Annotated in this window: 14 protein-coding genes, 1 tRNA gene, 1 pseudogene and 1 riboswitch; of the genes and pseudogenes, 2 read left to right on the top strand and 14 right to left on the bottom strand. The window is 39.8% G+C overall.

Annotated elements, in window-relative coordinates; all coding sequences use genetic code 11:
* Positions 1–70: 70 nt before the first annotated feature.
* Complete coding sequence (locus tag LI149_RS08990; RefSeq protein WP_005334560.1) at positions 71–1,249, bottom strand: phosphoribosylaminoimidazolecarboxamide formyltransferase; 1,179 nt, start codon at positions 1,247–1,249, stop codon at positions 71–73.
* 10 nt (positions 1,250–1,259) lie between these two features.
* Positions 1,260–1,973 (bottom strand): IMP cyclohydrolase, encoded by a 714-nt coding sequence (locus LI149_RS08985; RefSeq protein WP_005334561.1) that lies wholly within the window; start codon positions 1,971–1,973, stop codon positions 1,260–1,262.
* A gap of 215 nt (positions 1,974–2,188) precedes the next feature.
* Here LI149_RS08985 and LI149_RS08980 point away from each other — a divergent pair, with 215 nt between their 5' ends.
* Complete coding sequence (locus tag LI149_RS08980) at positions 2,189–3,277, top strand: hypothetical protein (protein WP_227143249.1); 1,089 nt, start codon at positions 2,189–2,191, stop codon at positions 3,275–3,277.
* Positions 3,278–3,369: 92 nt separating this feature from the next.
* Here the strand turns inward: LI149_RS08980 and htpG are convergent, their stop codons facing one another.
* From htpG to LI149_RS08930, 10 genes and pseudogenes are all read right to left on the bottom strand, one after another.
* On the bottom strand, positions 3,370–5,424 hold the full coding sequence (htpG, locus tag LI149_RS08975; protein WP_029730761.1) for a molecular chaperone HtpG: 2,055 nt from the start codon (positions 5,422–5,424) through the stop codon (positions 3,370–3,372).
* A 432-nt stretch (positions 5,425–5,856) separates the two neighbouring features.
* Complete coding sequence (locus tag LI149_RS08970) at positions 5,857–7,779, bottom strand: hypothetical protein (RefSeq protein WP_227143248.1); 1,923 nt, start codon at positions 7,777–7,779, stop codon at positions 5,857–5,859.
* Positions 7,764–9,275: a hypothetical protein gene (locus LI149_RS08965; RefSeq protein WP_227143247.1), complete on the bottom strand. Its 1,512-nt coding sequence runs from the start codon at positions 9,273–9,275 to the stop codon at positions 7,764–7,766. The genes LI149_RS08970 and LI149_RS08965 overlap by 16 nt, the downstream gene beginning before the upstream one ends.
* A gap of 225 nt (positions 9,276–9,500) precedes the next feature.
* Positions 9,501–10,181: pseudogene (locus tag LI149_RS08960) on the bottom strand (DUF3641 domain-containing protein); the annotation flags it as partial.
* Positions 10,132–10,317 (bottom strand): hypothetical protein, encoded by a 186-nt coding sequence (locus tag LI149_RS15715; RefSeq protein WP_227143245.1) that lies wholly within the window; start codon positions 10,315–10,317, stop codon positions 10,132–10,134. The pseudogene LI149_RS08960 and the gene LI149_RS15715, both read right to left, overlap by 50 nt.
* Complete coding sequence (locus LI149_RS08950) at positions 10,241–10,828, bottom strand: heterodisulfide reductase-related iron-sulfur binding cluster (protein ID WP_227143244.1); 588 nt, start codon at positions 10,826–10,828, stop codon at positions 10,241–10,243. The genes LI149_RS15715 and LI149_RS08950 overlap by 77 nt, the downstream gene beginning before the upstream one ends.
* A 111-nt stretch (positions 10,829–10,939) precedes the next feature.
* Entirely contained in the window at positions 10,940–11,485 is a 546-nt protein-coding gene (locus tag LI149_RS08945) for a hypothetical protein (protein ID WP_181973968.1), read from the bottom strand.
* Between the two features lie 63 nt (positions 11,486–11,548).
* Positions 11,549–12,754 carry a sirohydrochlorin cobaltochelatase gene (locus tag LI149_RS08940; protein WP_227143243.1) on the bottom strand — a complete coding sequence of 402 codons (1,206 nt, stop codon included), beginning with the start codon at positions 12,752–12,754 and terminating at the stop codon, positions 11,549–11,551.
* A 206-nt stretch (positions 12,755–12,960) separates the two neighbouring features.
* Positions 12,961–13,174, bottom strand: a riboswitch (cobalamin riboswitch).
* 101 nt (positions 13,175–13,275) lie between these two features.
* Positions 13,276–13,974, bottom strand: coding sequence for a PolC-type DNA polymerase III (locus tag LI149_RS08935; protein ID WP_173786192.1), 699 nt, complete (start codon positions 13,972–13,974; stop codon positions 13,276–13,278).
* Between the two features lies 1 nt (position 13,975).
* Entirely contained in the window at positions 13,976–14,143 is a 168-nt protein-coding gene (locus tag LI149_RS08930) for a hypothetical protein (RefSeq protein ID WP_005336888.1), read from the bottom strand.
* A gap of 272 nt (positions 14,144–14,415) precedes the next feature.
* Between LI149_RS08930 and LI149_RS08925 the strand changes: the two genes are divergently transcribed.
* Complete coding sequence (locus tag LI149_RS08925; RefSeq protein ID WP_022279402.1) at positions 14,416–14,934, top strand: nitroreductase; 519 nt, start codon at positions 14,416–14,418, stop codon at positions 14,932–14,934.
* A 115-nt stretch (positions 14,935–15,049) separates the two neighbouring features.
* Here the strand turns inward: LI149_RS08925 and LI149_RS08920 are convergent, their stop codons facing one another.
* Both LI149_RS08920 and LI149_RS08915 read right to left on the bottom strand, forming a co-directional pair.
* Positions 15,050–16,240: a dicarboxylate/amino acid:cation symporter gene (locus tag LI149_RS08920; RefSeq protein WP_005334607.1), complete on the bottom strand. Its 1,191-nt coding sequence runs from the start codon at positions 16,238–16,240 to the stop codon at positions 15,050–15,052.
* A gap of 207 nt (positions 16,241–16,447) precedes the next feature.
* A tRNA-Arg gene (locus LI149_RS08915) sits at positions 16,448–16,521 on the bottom strand.
* Positions 16,522–16,554: the final 33 nt, after the last annotated feature.

Raw genomic sequence — 16,554 nt, 5'->3', positions numbered from 1 at the left:
AAAGAACACCTTCCAAAAAATCTACATTTTTCAGAAAGTGTTCTTCTTAATTATTCTATATTCTTTTTTCTTAGTGATGGAACAGACGAATACCTGTGAATGACATCACCATGTTATATTTGTTACATGTATCGATAACATTGTCATCTCTTACAGAACCACCAGGCTGTGCAATATATGTAACACCACTCTTGTGTGCTCTTTCAATGTTGTCTCCAAATGGGAAGAAGGCGTCAGATCCAAGAGCGACACCTGTCAGTTTGTCCAGCCATTCTCTCTTGGCCTCTCTTGTAAATACTTCCGGCTTTTCTTTGAAAATATTTGGCCATGCGTCATCTGAAAGCACATCCATATAATCCTCACCGATATAAAGATCAATTGCATTGTCTCTGTCAGCACGACGGATATGATCTACAAATGGAAGATTCATAACCTGTGGAGATTGTCTTAACCACCAGTTATCTGCTTTCTGTCCGGCAAGTCTTGTACAATGAATCCTGGACTGCTGTCCGGCACCAATTCCGATTGCCTGTCCATCTTTTACGAAGCATACAGAATTGGACTGTGTATATTTCAAAGTGATCATGGAAATTGCAAGATCAATTTTAGCCTGATCTGTCAGTTCTTTATTCTCTGTAACAATGTTGGAGAAGAAGTCATTGTCGATCTTTAATTCATTTCTTCCCTGCTCAAATGTAATTCCAAATACTTCTTTATGTTCAATCGGATCCGGTACATAATCCGGATCGATCTGAATAACATTGTAATTACCTTTTTTCTTCTCCTTCAGAATCTCAAGCGCTTCCGGCTCATATCCAGGAGCGATCACGCCGTCAGATACTTCTCTCTTGATAAGTTTTGCTGTATCGACATCACAGACATCAGAAAGTGAAATAAAATCACCAAAAGATGACATACGGTCTGCACCTCTTGCTCTTGCGTAAGCGCTTGCAAGCGGTGACAGTTCACCAAGATCATCTACCCAGTAAATCTTAGCCAATGTCTCATCAAGCGGAAGTCCCACTGCAGCTCCTGCAGGTGATACATGCTTAAATGATGTTGCAGCCGGAAGTCCTGTAGCTTTCTTAAGCTCACTGACTAACTGCCATCCGTTAAATGCATCCAGGAAATTGATATATCCTGGTCTGCCGTTCAATACCTGAATCGGAAGATCCTTTCCATTCTTCATATAAATCTTGGATGGTTTCTGATTCGGGTTACATCCATATTTTAATTCCAGTTCTTTCATGATATTCCTCCTACTGATTCTTATTTATGATCTTTGTCTCATAAGTTCCGGTTGCAATATCAATATAACGCACAAAAAGTGAAACTTTATTATCTGCATTCAGACTGTTCCATACAAGATCTGTAAATGCTTCCATATCATCCGGAATGCTGACAAGCTTTGGCTCCCCTTCAAAACTTGGAAGTGGATTACCATCACACTTGTATGTATGGATAAAATGTCCCTCTCCTGCTGCTGGATTCTCATATGCAAAGGTATAGCGGTGTGAACTCTCCGGATTACCATTGTTGCTCTTTAAAATAGACATTGCATAGTTGTATGTTCCATTCTCAATATGCATGATTCCGGAAATACGAGGAGTATAATTCGGTCCGTCCGGCTCAAATGTACGACTTCTCAGTGACTGTTCAAAAGTGAGCTGCTTGTCCATGCCTTCATAAACCGTGTCTGTCTGGTCGCCATTCGTCACAATGGTCTTATTACCAAGCACACGCACCGGTGCATAAATGATCAGACTTGGATCTGTAAGCTTTGACGGATCAAATGCCTGTGTACGGATTCCTTCTCCGTCTTCTACGAACACGCGGTTTCTGCTGTTCTCACTTCTTCCCATAATAAAATATGCGGTCACAGCCTTCGTACCGTCCGCACTTCTACCAATAATAATTCCACGTCCCGGGTAGGAATTACTCTGTAATTCTTTTTCAAGATTCAACATTTCCATGAATATTCTCCTCCACAAGTATTCTAGTAACTGATCCAATCACATAATTGATTATATCATCATATGATTACCGATTACTACGCGCTATGCGCTTTCACAACTATTATATAAAAAATAATGATGTTTTTCCAGTCTTATTTGTGGTATATTATAAATAACTATTTAACCATTTTCATACATGGTTTTATATTTATCTGAATACGGAGGAAGAAACAATGAAAAAAAAGCATTTATGCCTTGTGTTAACGCTTATCTTTGCGTTGTTACTTGGCGGATGTGCCAGCGGTGAGACCGCAGACAAGTATGTAGGAGATTTGATCACTTCTATAAAAAAAGAGGATCCGTCTTCTCTATCTTCTTTTCTGGAACAGGGAATTTCAGATGAGAACGAAACATATGTACTTCAGTTTCCGGACGAGCTAAAAGATTCTTATCTTAAGTTCCTTCAGGCATCATTTAATGCCGTAGAATTTGAGATAAATGGTGCTAAAAAAATTGACGATGAACGTTATTCCGTGCAGCTTACTTTTACTCCACTGGATATTGAAGCAACGACGAAAAACATTTGCGAAAAATATAGTCCGGCCATCTCTTCTACAGACTTGAATGCCGAGATGACAAAGCTTCTCGAAAAAACAACGGAAGCTGTAAAAAGCTCTCCTTCTTACGAGGACTCCACTCAACTTACACTGGAGGTTAAGAAGTCAAAAGACGGTTACATCCTAGATGACGAGCAGTTACAGAAATTATTCTCTGCTACTATGGATAACATTATGGCACCATATGACAGTGTATGCGAGATACTGGACGCTCAGGATTACCTCACATCCTGTCTGAATGCACTGTTTAAAAATGATGTGGCTGAATATGCAAAACATACTGGCGAAGACGAGTCTTCTGTCCAGTCTCAATTAGAAAGTTCTATGTACGCACCACCGGAAGAGCTCAGCGCCTCATACACAGAGCGTTACAGCGCCGCACTGAAAGCAATCTGTAATAACTGTCAGTATTCTGTTGGAACACCAAAGAAACAGGACGGATTATTCAATTACATTATTGATGTAACCGTAACTCCGAATACAAGCTTCCAAAGTGCTATGAATGAACTCGAAACCGGAACTTACTATTCTGAGGAAGAAGTAGATCGTGCTCTTGTAGAATTGATGGAAAAATACGCTGCTGCACCAACTTATGGTGCACAGACAACGGTTACCGTTTCTCTGAACTTCAAAACACTGTCAGCGGCCGGTGCCGAAGATTCTGAGATTACTTCATTAATCGATACCATACTTCCAGTAGAATAGAGCATTCAGAATAAAACCGTATAAAAGAACCTGCCCCAAAATTGTGAGGCAGGTTCTTTTATACTTATATCACTATGGATCCTATATTGAATCTATTTTGTCAGAAGCATCATAATATCATTGCTTCTCTGAACAAATGCTGTCATCTCTTCTGGATTTAATGGCTTATGTGCCAGCATAGCCAGATCATACAACTGCTTGCAGATCAAAGATGTATTTTCTCCATCTTCATGTTTCTGTACATACTGTACCAGTGGATGATTTGCGTTCAGGATCAGGGTATTCTCTCCACCCATATCCATTCCCATGGAATCCATTCCATACATCTTCATCATCTCCTGCATACGGCGGCTCTGCTCTGATAATGTCATAATAGAAGCTACATTGCTGTCTTTCAGTTTCTCAACTTTCACATCCAGCTTGTCATTACCAAGCTCTTTGCGGAATGTTGCAGTCAGACTGTCTACAGTCTTCTGGAATGCTTCCTTTTCGTCTTCAGCAACTTCCTCTTTTGCATTATCTGTAACATCTGCATCAATTCTCTGGAACTGAACATTCTGATAGCGCTGCTCAAGCTGTGTAATGAACGGAGAATCAATGTTGTGTTTCAGTACAACTGCATCCTGTCCCTGTGCACGGAACATATTGATATACTGACTCTGCTGAATCTCATCTGTTACATAATAGATAGTTGTCTTCTTCTCTTCTGCATTTTCCTCGGCATTGTCTGGTGCCGCATTTTTATCGAGTTCTTTCAGCTCTCCACCATTTGCTTCTACGCAGTCTTTCAGTGTCAGATATTTTCCGTCGATATCCTTAAAGAGAACTGCATCTTTCATCTTGTCACAGAACTTCTCATCTTTCAGACAGCCAAATTTTATAAATGGACTGATGCTGTCCCAGTATTTCTCATAATCTTCACGTTTTGTCTTGCACATACCTGCAAGCTTGTCTGCAACTTTCTTGGAAATGTACTCAGCAATCTTGCCTACAAATCCATCATTCTGAAGAGCGCTACGTGATACATTCAGTGGAAGATCCGGGCAATCAATAACTCCCTTTAATACCATCAGGAATTCCGGAATGACTTCCTTAATATTATCTGCAATAAATACCTGGTTATTATACAGCTTGATCGTTCCTTCAATAGAATCATATTCTGTATTAATTCTCGGGAAGTACAGGATACCTTTTAAGTTGAACGGATAATCCATGTTCAGATGAATCCAGAACAACGGCTCTTTATAATCCAGAAATACTTTGCGGTAAAACTCTTTGTAGTCCTCATCACTGCACTCATTCGGATGTTTTGTCCAGAGCGGATGAATATCACTTAAGGATTCCGGACGCTTTTTAATCTTTACTTTATCTTTTGCAGGTGATACTTCTACAACTTCTTTTTCACCATTTTCATTCTCTTTTTCTTCGGTCTTGGCATCTTCATGAATGTGCTCAACAACCTCATCGTCCTCTTTCAGGTCTGCCTCGTCAATTGTCTCATACTCTGGCTCTGCATTTGCCTTTGATAAGAAAATCTCTACCGGCATAAAGGAACAATACTTCTGGATAACTTCTCTTACACGATATTCGTTCGCAAACTCCAGGCAATCATCGTTCAGATACAATGTAATCTCAGATCCTACAGTCTGCTTGTCTCCTTCTGTCATCTCGTATTCCGTTCCACCATTACTTACCCAGCGTACCGGTGTTGCTCCGTCTTTGTAAGATAATGTGTCAATATGAACTTCATCTGCAACCATGAATGCAGAATAGAATCCCAGTCCGAAATGACCGATCATATCGTCTTCTGTTGTCTTGTCTTTATATTTTTCAAGGAACTCTGTAGCTCCTGAAAATGCAATCTGAGTAATATATTCTTCAACTTCCTCTGCTGTCATACCAAGACCATTATCAATGAACTTCAAAGTCTTCTCTTCCGGATTCACTTCTACATGAATTGATGCCTTATAATCATCCGGTAACTGGTATTCACCCATTACATCCAGTTTTTTCAATTTTGTAATGGCATCACAGCCATTGGAAATCATCTCTCTGACAAAAATGTCATGGTCAGAATATACCCATTTTTTAATAATTGGGAAAATGTTTTCACTGCTGATTGAAAGACTACCTTTTTTTGCTTCCATTCTAATCACTCCTGTTTCTGATATTTTAAGCTGATTTAATCATTTGTGTTTTTGATGCCAGGGATAAAATCGAAACCTACATGAACTTACTCATAAGTAAGCAAATACAAAATCTTGAAATCTCCCCGATTAAATCTATGATAATCCCTTGCTTTTTAAAAGTCAATAGAAAATCAGCACTCTTTTTCATCGAGTGCTAACAATTCTGTGAATTTTATTAAGAAATAATAAACTTCCTTACGTTCATAGTTTGTTCATGTTTATTTTAAAATTCTTTCATCTCTTTAACATTGTTTCTCCACAACTCTTACATATAATAAAATCATCAATAACAGAAGTTCAGTAATACATTTTGAATAAACTTTTTCATAATACGTGCCGGGTGCCGCTTAGCGGTTACCCGGCATCCTCCCTTTTATGAACCTTTATATATTATTCTTCGTCTGCCTGTTCCTCTTTCGCACTGTCTTTTTTGCGTCTACACAATACCACACCGATTATTATTAATAGTATTGTTATTATACTTCCAATCACAATCCATTTCAACGTGGCAAAATGACGGTTTTCTTTTTCTCCTTGCCGATTTTTCTGCTCCTTTTCTGTCTTTCCAGATAATATTTTTTGAATTGGCGCTGCCGCCTTTTCCAATATCGTCTTCTCTGGAACGATTTCAAATGATATATTTTCTTCTGCTTCATTCCCTGCCAGATCCGCTGCTGTCACGCTTACTTCATATTCGCCTGGATTTGTAATCTGAAATGTATACTTCCCGTCTTCTTTTTTTAATGTCTGCCTTTTTCCATTAATCAACACTTCTTCTATCCAGTCTTCTTTTTTTCTGGAATCTACTTGAAAGTTCAGGATTCCTTCATACTGTGCCCCTTCCTCCACCTGATAAAACTGAATCTTCGGAGGTGTGTGATCTATTACGAATTCCGCTCTTGCCACCGCTTCATTTCCTGCGGCATCTATGGCATTTACCTGTAATGTATGACGCCCCTCCGTATCAATCTCTGTCCCAATCGGATATAACCTTCCGTCCATCTGGATCTGATGGACAAATGTCGTAAAGTCCTTGATAAATACATCCACCGGATAATCCCATGAAAACTTTTTCAGATACTTCCCCTGCAGTTCGTCCACCATCTTTATCACTGGATTCTTAGTATCAATCATAAATTGCAGGAAATGTTCTGACTTCTGTTTTGCCTTATCCACAGCCTGTACACTGGTTTTATAGATTCCATCTTCCTGAAATGTCTTTACAAGACTTGCGGATCCGTTCTCTAAACTCCACTTTTCTTCCGAATCTATGACCTCCGTTTTTTTCTCTCCTTCCGGTTTTTCATAATCAATCACTGCCCGACAGCTTTCTAATTTATTTTCATCAGTTGCCTGGTATTCTATCGTCACGGGCTGACTGGTAATCAGATAATCGGCTGCCCCTGTTAAACTTACTGTCGGTGCCAGACTGTCAATGTATAACTTCTGCGTTTTCTCCGTTTTATTACCTGCCTGATCTGTGACAGTCACTGTTACCGGCACACCTTCTCCACTTTTTGAAGTCTGTGTGATTAAAAACTCTGACTGATTCTCCTTTGATTTTCCAATAATTTTATTCCCAACATAACATGTAACCGTATCAACCTGGCTTCCCCATGCACCATCTTCTGATACCACACGAATCCACGCTTCCTTCTGATACCAGGTAGAAAATCCTTCCGGCGCCTCCAAGGTCACTGTCGGACTTTGTGTATCTATCAGTATTTCTATTGTCTCATCATATTCCGGAATCACATTGCCTTCTTCATCTTCCATAAAGACATGTAAAATATTTTTTCCTTCCTCAAATACTTCACCCTCAAGAGAAATCTTGGTTTTCTGCTCTTCTGCTTCTTGTGATACTATGTATTTTATTCTCCCCTGTAACAAAGTATCTTCCCCATGTTTTAATTCGTACACAGTTGTTCCATAGGCGCCATTATGTGTGATCATAACGGACGGCTTTGATAGATAATATCCATTCTTTCCATCAGCCTTGGAGATTTCCAGCTCATATCTCTTAATCTCGGGCTGCTCCGGTTCCTTGTCTTTGTCTTCATCTTTCCCTCCTGGCTTCTCTTGTTCCTTATCCCCTTCTTCCCCTCCTGGCTTCTCTGGTTCTTTATCCCCTTCTTCCCCTCCTGGCTTCTCTGGTTCCTTGTCTTCTCCATTAGTTCCATTTGAATTTTCCGATTCTGTTGTCTTTTTCATGTTTTTTTCTGCCTCATTCTGCGCATAAATAACTGCCTGCTGTGTATAAATCATTACCAGGACTAATATCAATAACGCTCCGGTTCTTATCTTCCTACCCATACATTTTCTCCTTCCATGACTATTCCGTATTCCTGTGCCAATTTTTGAAATTCTGTTTCTTCCTTAATTTCCGGGATCTGATTCAAATACTCTTTTACTGTCTGTGCACAAATTTCTCTGGAAATATCTGAATCTGAACACTGCATACGCATATAAAGAATTCTAAGCTGCTTTGAATCTTTTAATTCTTCCGCTCCTTTCCTGCATATTTCAAGTGCCTGATCTTTTAAGCCTTTTTCTCCCTGTATTTTCACAAGCTTCTGATAAATATCTTCTTTCTTCGACTCCTCTTCCCACTCAAGCATATCTGTATACATTTCCAAAGCCATATCCCAGTCTCTTGCCGTTTCAGCCGCAGAAGCCATATAAGAAGTACATTCTTTTACCAGTCTCTCCTCTGGCTTCTCATCCAGAATTTTCTTACCAATTCTTAAGATTGCTTTTGCATGTTCTTCCGATTCCTCCACTGCATAGCCCCGAATCAGACAGCGCTCATAATCCAGCCTTGAATCGTCCGGCATCCACTCCTCGATTTTCCTGAATATGTTCTCTATTTTCTTTTCATTTGCATATTCCTTTTTCTCATTGCTGCTCTCTTTATCTTCTATCCCAGCCACATACCGCACTAATACAGCCAGATTTTCCGACATCTGATCTTCCCTGGCATCTTCAAACGCCTGAATACTTTTTTCGTAATCTTCCAGCTCCAGAAAATACAACAATCCCATGGATCTCTGCGCTTCTACGAATGCTTCGCGCTCTGAAACTTCTGACATATTTAAACCGTCTGAACTTTCCATCTTAAGTTCTGTGTTCTTCTCATCTCCTTTTTTCTGAATGACCCGGACACTTACTGCGGCTACGAATACACAAATACTTATCATTGCCATAACCGTTCTTTTTTTCGTCCATATTCGTCTATCTTTACTTTTCTTCTCTGTTACATTTGGAATTTCTTTTTGAATTTCGGACATCTGCTTAAATGCCCGTTTTGAATGCCCATCCAGGCATCTGGATATTATTTTTTGAAACTTTACCGTCTCCCGTCTGGTTAATTCCGGGATCGGGTCTGTTACTGACAACAGGTACTGAATTGTCCTGCCTAGTCCGTATATATCTAATTCAATGCTAGCAGCCTGATAATAATTGACTTCAGGTGGAAGAAAGTTCTCCCTCACACTTCTTCGATTCATCTGAACCAGCATTTTTTCATTGGATTCCACACTCATATCAAGAAAATGTAGTGTCATATCCTCCGTGACGATCACGCTGTACGGATTCACATACTGGTAACAAGGGTTTCCCCGGCACTTATGTATGCACTCCAGTTGATCTGCAAGATCACGGATCCATAAAAATAATTGTTTTTTTGTAAGGTTCGGGTGATATTTCAACCACTGAATAAGTGACTTTCCTTCTACATAATCAGAGCTGATATAACATTTTTGATTATGTTCGATCAGGCGAAGCACCTCGTAAGCTTCCCTTTCGCCCATCCGCATTCCTCCCATCTGTATTACTTTTTTGAAATTATCGGTGTGATTTCAAATTGTGACAAATTCTGATTCTCTTCGACCTGGCAGAAGTTTTCTCAGATAAATTAGAGTGATTATTATCATACGCGAAAAAAGAGAAAAATGCAAGAAACATTTTGTTGCATTTTCCTCTTTTTATTCATAATTTTTCTTTTTTAAGCAGCCTGCTTAGTCTGTTGCGCCGCCTCAGCTTGAACCGGCTCCTGCTGTACAGGCATAACAGTGTTTATCCATCCGGATTTTCCGGGCTGTGTAAGGTTTTCCTATCCAATCAGCTATGGTCTCCTTCGAAAAGATCGGAAGCCCTGCTGCCAGGTTAAAATCACAGTCATACAGCTTTCCATCATAATCTACCGAAATCTGAAAACGACACATCAAAGCTTCCACCGTTGCCGGGTTGAAAGCATCATACAACTTCTTCATATACCCTGAAAGATTCCCGGATCTTCGGAGAAATGCTCCAAATCGTCCCATTGGATTGTTGTAAAGTGTATACAGGGCATTGAACACAATTCCAAAATCTGCTTCCAAATGCTCTTTATACTCTAGTTCCATAGCGGTCTGATCCGGTGGGAAAAAGGCTCCCGCCGGATTGTACACCATGTTCAACACCAACTCAGGATTCTTTCCATAGCCAAGTGTATTTAATTTCTGTAATACTTGTATTGCCCCGTCAAATGTACCGGTTCCCCGTACTCGATCCATCTGATCTGCCCTATAATAAGGCAGGGAACATACAATTTCTACTTTCTGTCTGGCATAAAATTCAATCAAATGTTCATATTCCGGATTCATCTCTGGCACTCCCCCTGTAATATCAATGGTCTGCACTTGTTGTTCTCTTGCAAATTGAATACAATCCTTCATCCAGAATCTTCTGCATCTCTTCCGGCTTGGAAATATCATGCTTTAACAGCCCTTTACAATTACAGACAGCATATTTTTCCTGGAATTTCTGTAAAAATTCTGCACGTTTTGCATTCATAATATCCTTCTGCCCCATATGCTTCACTTCGCAGTGTCCATATTTTAATCCAAGAACGATCATTGCTCCGACAACAGCACTGTACTCCTTTTACCGATTCCAGATTTCCCTTCACGAATCGCTCTGCTGATGCAAGAATCTCTCTTTTCTCACGATCCAGACAAGGCAAAAATACTTTGCCGGACTCCAGATTCTTCTCACCGATTCCTAGTTCTTCAAGTTTTGCATAAATGTCTGTCACTTTAACCTTCAAATAGGGTTTCAAAAATGTATAACAGTTCGGGCAAAGCATGATAACCTCTTCCACGCCTCTTTTTTCAAACTCATCATTAATACGCTGTATAATTCTCTTTTCATCAGCTTCCAGTCCAAGCTCCGCAATCGGCTTTCCACAACAGTCATAGGCAACTCCGATTCCGTGTTCTTTCAGAAGTTTCACAAGCTTCTTCATTGTCTTTGGATAAAAAGAAGGAAAATTACACCCTGGGAAAAGGATGCATTTTCCAGTTGCATTACGATAATTTTTCATATAAAGTTCTGATAAAATACAGAAACCTCTATCACGCTTTCTTTTTATTGCATGATAGAGGTTTCCAATTACATACTATTCATTTCACATTTTGTTACAAAATAAAGATTATTACTGTACCAATTCCGGATTGGACACACTGACTTTATGGTCATACCATTTACCCTTTGTTCCAATCAATGCCAGATCAAATTCATCGTCCAGTGTCGGTACCGGTACGTCAAAGGAATATACTTCCTTTGGCGCGGAACCATCAGAATAAGTAATCTCTGTTGTCTCTGACGGATCAATCAGATCTGCCCCGTCTTTCTGTGCATCTTCTGCTGAGCCTAAGAATAACTGTACGATATTTTTAGAATTCAATGTAATATGTACTGTCATCTTACCATCTTTAACAGTCAGCGTTGCTTTTCCGTCATTATAGTCCGGATTCTCGTGGAACATACCGCTGTCTGTATTAAAATCTACCTTATAAGTTCCATCTTCCAGCTCAGGCTCCTTCGCATCTTTGCTGTCAGTCTTTGCTTCTGACGCATCATCTTTGGAAGCTTCTGTTTTTGTGTCATCTTTCTTATCCGTATTACTTCCGCATCCGGCAAGCATTGTCATTGCCATACTGGCGGAAAGTAATAAAACTAATAATTTCTTTTTTAACATGTCCATTCTCTCTTTTCTAATTATTTTTCTTTATAATTGTACTCTGAAAATCTGACCTGTCAACTATTTAGCTTCAATTGCAGCTTTTGTATGTGCTACATAAATCTGCTGAATTGCATCAATCTCTCCAAGACCTGCAATCTGTGATTCTACACTGTCAAATGCTTTTGACGCTTCAAACTGGCTCTTCCATGAATCATCATCGTCTCCTGCCATATCATTGTTCGCATGATCTCCTGCAACAACCATCAGTGGACGAAGGATTACTTTCTTATATCCGGCCTCTTTGATTTTCTCAATGACTGCCTGACACTCTGTATCTTCCGGCTCACCTTCTACAGTTCCGATAAATACATTCTTATATCCAAGCTGCTCAATCTGTGTCTGCATCTGATCATAACTTACATTTGCAACGTGTGAAGTTCCATGTCCCATGAATACAAATGCGGTTCCATCTTCGGCTGCTGCATCAATGCTGTCATAGTTTGCTGTCTTAACTGCTTCGTCTGTGATTGCTTTTGCAACTGCTTCTTTGTCTGCATTGATAACTGTTGCATCTGCTCCAACTTCGCCGAGAAGAGGCTCAGCAATCTTTACAGATTCAAATTTATCTTTATATTTTTCCACTGTCTCTGATAACTCATCATACTCTGCGCCATGCATCAGATGTGTCGGCTGAACAACAAGGTTTTTAACTCCATTGTCTACTGCACGCTCCAGCGCCTGCTCCATGTTGTCGATCTTCTCATCATCACGGGCCTGTACGTGATTGATGATGATCTGAGCTGTAAATGCTCTTCTTACTGACCAGTCTGGATTAGCAGCCTGAAGTGCTTTCTCAATTCCACCGATATCTTTTGTACGGCTGTCATTGAATGATGTACCAAAACTTACAACAAGAAGTTCATTCTCACCAATCTCGTCCTGATTTAACGGATCATCTTTCGAAGCGTCACCTGTATCTCTTCCGAAGTAATCAGGATCTGCGTTTTCACCTTCTACTAATTCTTTTTGGGCATCTGTTAATGCGTCCCAGGCTTCCTTAGCTTCTTTGCACTGTTCATCTGTCTTGTCAGTTCTCTCCTGAACATAGATATCATCAATCAGTTTTGCCACCTTGTCTGCTGCCACCTGATCGCTGTCCTCCTTCGTATCCTCTGTCTTTGCATCACTCTTTGCGTCAGAACTTCCTGAATTTCCTCCACATCCTGCAAGCAGAGACATACTCATAGCTGCAGTAAGTAATACGACTACCAATTTTTTCTTCATCTTTCCATCCTCCATTTTTTTCTAAGATACAAAATAATTTTTCCGGAGGTTTCTTATTACATAGAAATTCATATAATAAAAAATCCCTGCCATTAAAAAATGAACAGAGAGTACGCAAAACAAACTATTGACGAAATTATCTTCCTTCCGTCAAATAGCCTTTCTATGTATTTCGTACTGCCAGTTCCTCGTGGCCTGAACAAATATGTTCCTGTACTGTGAAAGGCAGGTATCCCGGCTTATTGCTCAGGCGCTCTAAAATCAGCCTTCCCGGTCTCCCAGTGGCATGTAGGATTCAAAGCTCGCAAAATACGGTGACGAGTTCGTACAGGATTCACACCTGTTTCCCTTTTCATCAGCCAGATAAATAACTTTTTATAATATCTTTCTCTGACTGACACCTCACACATTTTTTATTCTTTTGTATCTTTAACTATTACTTTTACAATCTAACACATCTGATAATTACTGTCAATACATCAGCCTGTCAGACTGTATTCCATATTGGTTTCTCACTTCCATTACGGCCGGGATAAAATCCGGTCGATTTCTCTGGAAGCCTCACTCTTTGTCAGTGTATGTATGTCCATTTCTATAGAAATATTCTTCTGTTGCATAAGCCTTGTGAGAAATGCGATCTGTTTTGCGGTTATCGGTTCTTTTTTCTTCACCTTATATGCCAAGGGCTGTGGTTTAAAAACCTTCGGTTCCTTTTCCTCATAAAAATGCGCCATAGACTGATACAGTTTTGCGGTTGCCAGAGCATCATGATATGCCCGGTGCGCCGCCACATTTTCGATATGATAGTATTCGCAGAGTGCGCCAAGCTTTCTGGATGGAAGGTCTGCGTGAACAACTTTGGCAATCTTAAGTGTATCAATTCCCATATGATCATAAGTGTAACCAAGTTCTTTTGCTTTTGTCTTCACAAAGCTGAAGTCGAACTGCACATTATGTCCGATCAGCGTATCCTGTTCGCAGAATTCAAGGAACTCCGGCAATACTTCGCCGCAGTTCCCTGCTCCTTCTACCATATCATTTGTAATTCCGGTCAGTTGCGTAATCATCGGAGGTATCCCGGCCTCCGGTTCAATAAAACGAATAAAACGGTCAACAACTTTTCCTTCCCGTACTTTCAATGCACCAATCTCAATAATCTCATTGTGCTCCGGGCTAAGTCCAGTCGTCTCTATGTCAAATGCAACATATGATTTTAACATCTTACTTGTCCGTCTCTTTCTCATCCATTGCTCTTACTTTGTCATTTGCATACAATACGCCGCGCATACAGCCATTGCCTTTCACATCTGGATAACCTTCCTCATTATAACAGACTGTAATCACACAGCCATTGCGACAACCAGTACAAGTAAATTTCAAATCTGACATTTTCTCTTCCTCCCCCGCGCCTTTGCGGACTGATGCATGATTCATTTTTTCGCTACCCACGGATTTTTTTGTGCTATGCACTTCTTCAATCCTTAATATTACTAGTATAACATTTTGTTCATTTCTTAACAATGTACATATCTACCCATTTTGTCTATATTTACAAATTATTTTTCGTATTTTTATCTAAAATAGACAATGATTTTTCTTGTTTTTAATATTATACTGTACTTTAGATAAAAAGGTTAATTATTTTAAAAGGAGAGGTAATCATGAACGAAGTATTGAATAACATTTATACTCGAAGATCTATTCGTAAATTCAAAGAGCAGGACGTTCCAAAGGATCTCGTAGATGAGATTGTCAAAGCAGGAACTTACGCTCCAAGCGGCAAGAACTTACAGACATACCGATTCTATGTAATGCAGAATGCAGATTCTATCAAGAGTCTTCAGGATGTTGTAGCAAAGGGAATGGAGAACCCTGCTTACACATTGTACGGAGCAAAGACAATTGTACTTGTTGCATGTGAGAAAGAAGCTGTCAACGGAGTCAGCGACTGCTCATGCGCGATTGAAAATATGCTTCTTGCAGCACACTCACTTGGACTTGGTGCATGCTGGATCAACCAGTTAAAATACTGTGGAGACAAAGCAGAAGTTGCTGATTACCTGGAAGGTCTTGGAATTGACAAAGACATGCAGGTTGTCGGAATGGTAGGAATGGGATATCCTGATGAAGAGCGCGAGGCTGCTAAGAGACAGGATGATCTTGTTACATATTTAAATTAGTTTTTAGTTTCTTTGCATATAGAAATGGAGAGTGGTTTTGTTCCACTCTCCATTTTCTTATTCTCATACCATTGATATGTTTTCATTTTCTAAAATTCAAGAATGCCTCAACAATCTATAATTCCACAGATATGTTCTGCTTTTCTATTCCATGTTTTTCGGCATAACCGGTCAGGAATAATGTCAACGCTCCGTCTCCTGTTACATTGCAGGCTGTTCCGAAGCTATCCTGAAGTGCGAAGATTGCAAGCATCAATGCTGTACCGTCATCGCCAAATCCAAGAACGCCTGTAATGAGTCCCAATGATGCCATTACCGTTCCTCCTGGAACTCCAGGGGCTCCAATGGCGAAAATCGCAAGCAGGACGCAGAACAGTACCAATGTCTGAATATCTGGTAATGTACCATATAATACCTTGGACACGATCATACAGAAAAACACTTCCGTCAATACGGATCCGCACAGATGGATATTTGCAAACAACGGTACACCAAAATCCACCATATCTTCTCTTAAAACTTTAGATTTTCTCGCACACCGAAGCGCAACTGCAAGTGTTGCGGCAGAAGACATCGTTCCAACTGCTGTAATATAAGCCGGTCCATAATGCTTTACGACTTCAATTGGATTCTTTCCAGAATAGACTCCTGCTACAACATACAGCACTGTCAGCCAGATATAATGTCCGATCATAACGATTACGACCGCACTGACAAATACCGGAAGCTGCTTTGTAATAGTTCCATCATATGATAAACAAGTGAATGTAAATGCAATAAACACTGGAAGAATTGGAATAATAATCTTTGACACAATTGCAAGTACAATATTTTGGAACTCATCTAAAATAGTAATGATCGTCTTTGCTTTTGTCCAGATTGCCGCAAGTCCGATTAAAATGGAAAATGCAAGAGCACTCATGACATTCATAATCTGCGGAATAGTCAGACCAAAAACATCTTCCGGCAATTCTTTTAAGCCTTCAATCTCTGACACAACCGGAAGATTCGGAATAATTGCATATCCAGCTCCCATAGAAAGAAGTGCTGCCAGTACGGACGACGTATATGCAACCATAAGTGCAACTCCAAGCATACGTGACGCATTATTTCCAAGCTTTGTAATAGACGGTGCAATAAATCCGATGACAATTAACGGTACTACAAAGTTAATGACCTGTCCCAGAATATTCTTTAATGGGACAACAACGCTCATTACATTTTCCGGGAAAATCTGTCCAAAGATAATTCCAATAACAATACCAATCAATAATTTCACTGGAAGACTGCTAAATATTTTTTTCATACCCTACCTCACTCATTCTTCATGCTTAATAAATTTCTTCTATGTATAAATCATTCTCCTTTTTATCCCGATAAAGAAATTTATTAGTTGAAAATATTATGTTTATTATACAGTTATCAAATATGTTTTGTCTACTTTTATCTTAGAAAAAGGCAATTTCTTATCATAGAAAAAAAGCACATCCTTTCGGATATGCCTTAAATTCAACGTGCGCGAGAAGATTCGAACTCCCGACCTTCTGGTCCGTAGCCAGACGCTCTATCCAGCTGAGCTACGCGCACATTACTGTGTTCCGTTTCTCTTGTGTCCCTCAC

Origin of the sequence: Dorea sp. 210702-DFI.3.17 (genome assembly GCF_020560825.1) — a bacterium.
GTDB classification, from domain to species: Bacteria; Bacillota; Clostridia; order Lachnospirales; family Lachnospiraceae; genus Dorea; species Dorea formicigenerans.
Note: the sequence above shows the minus strand (reverse complement) of the source record. Positions and strands in the feature narration are given on the sequence as shown.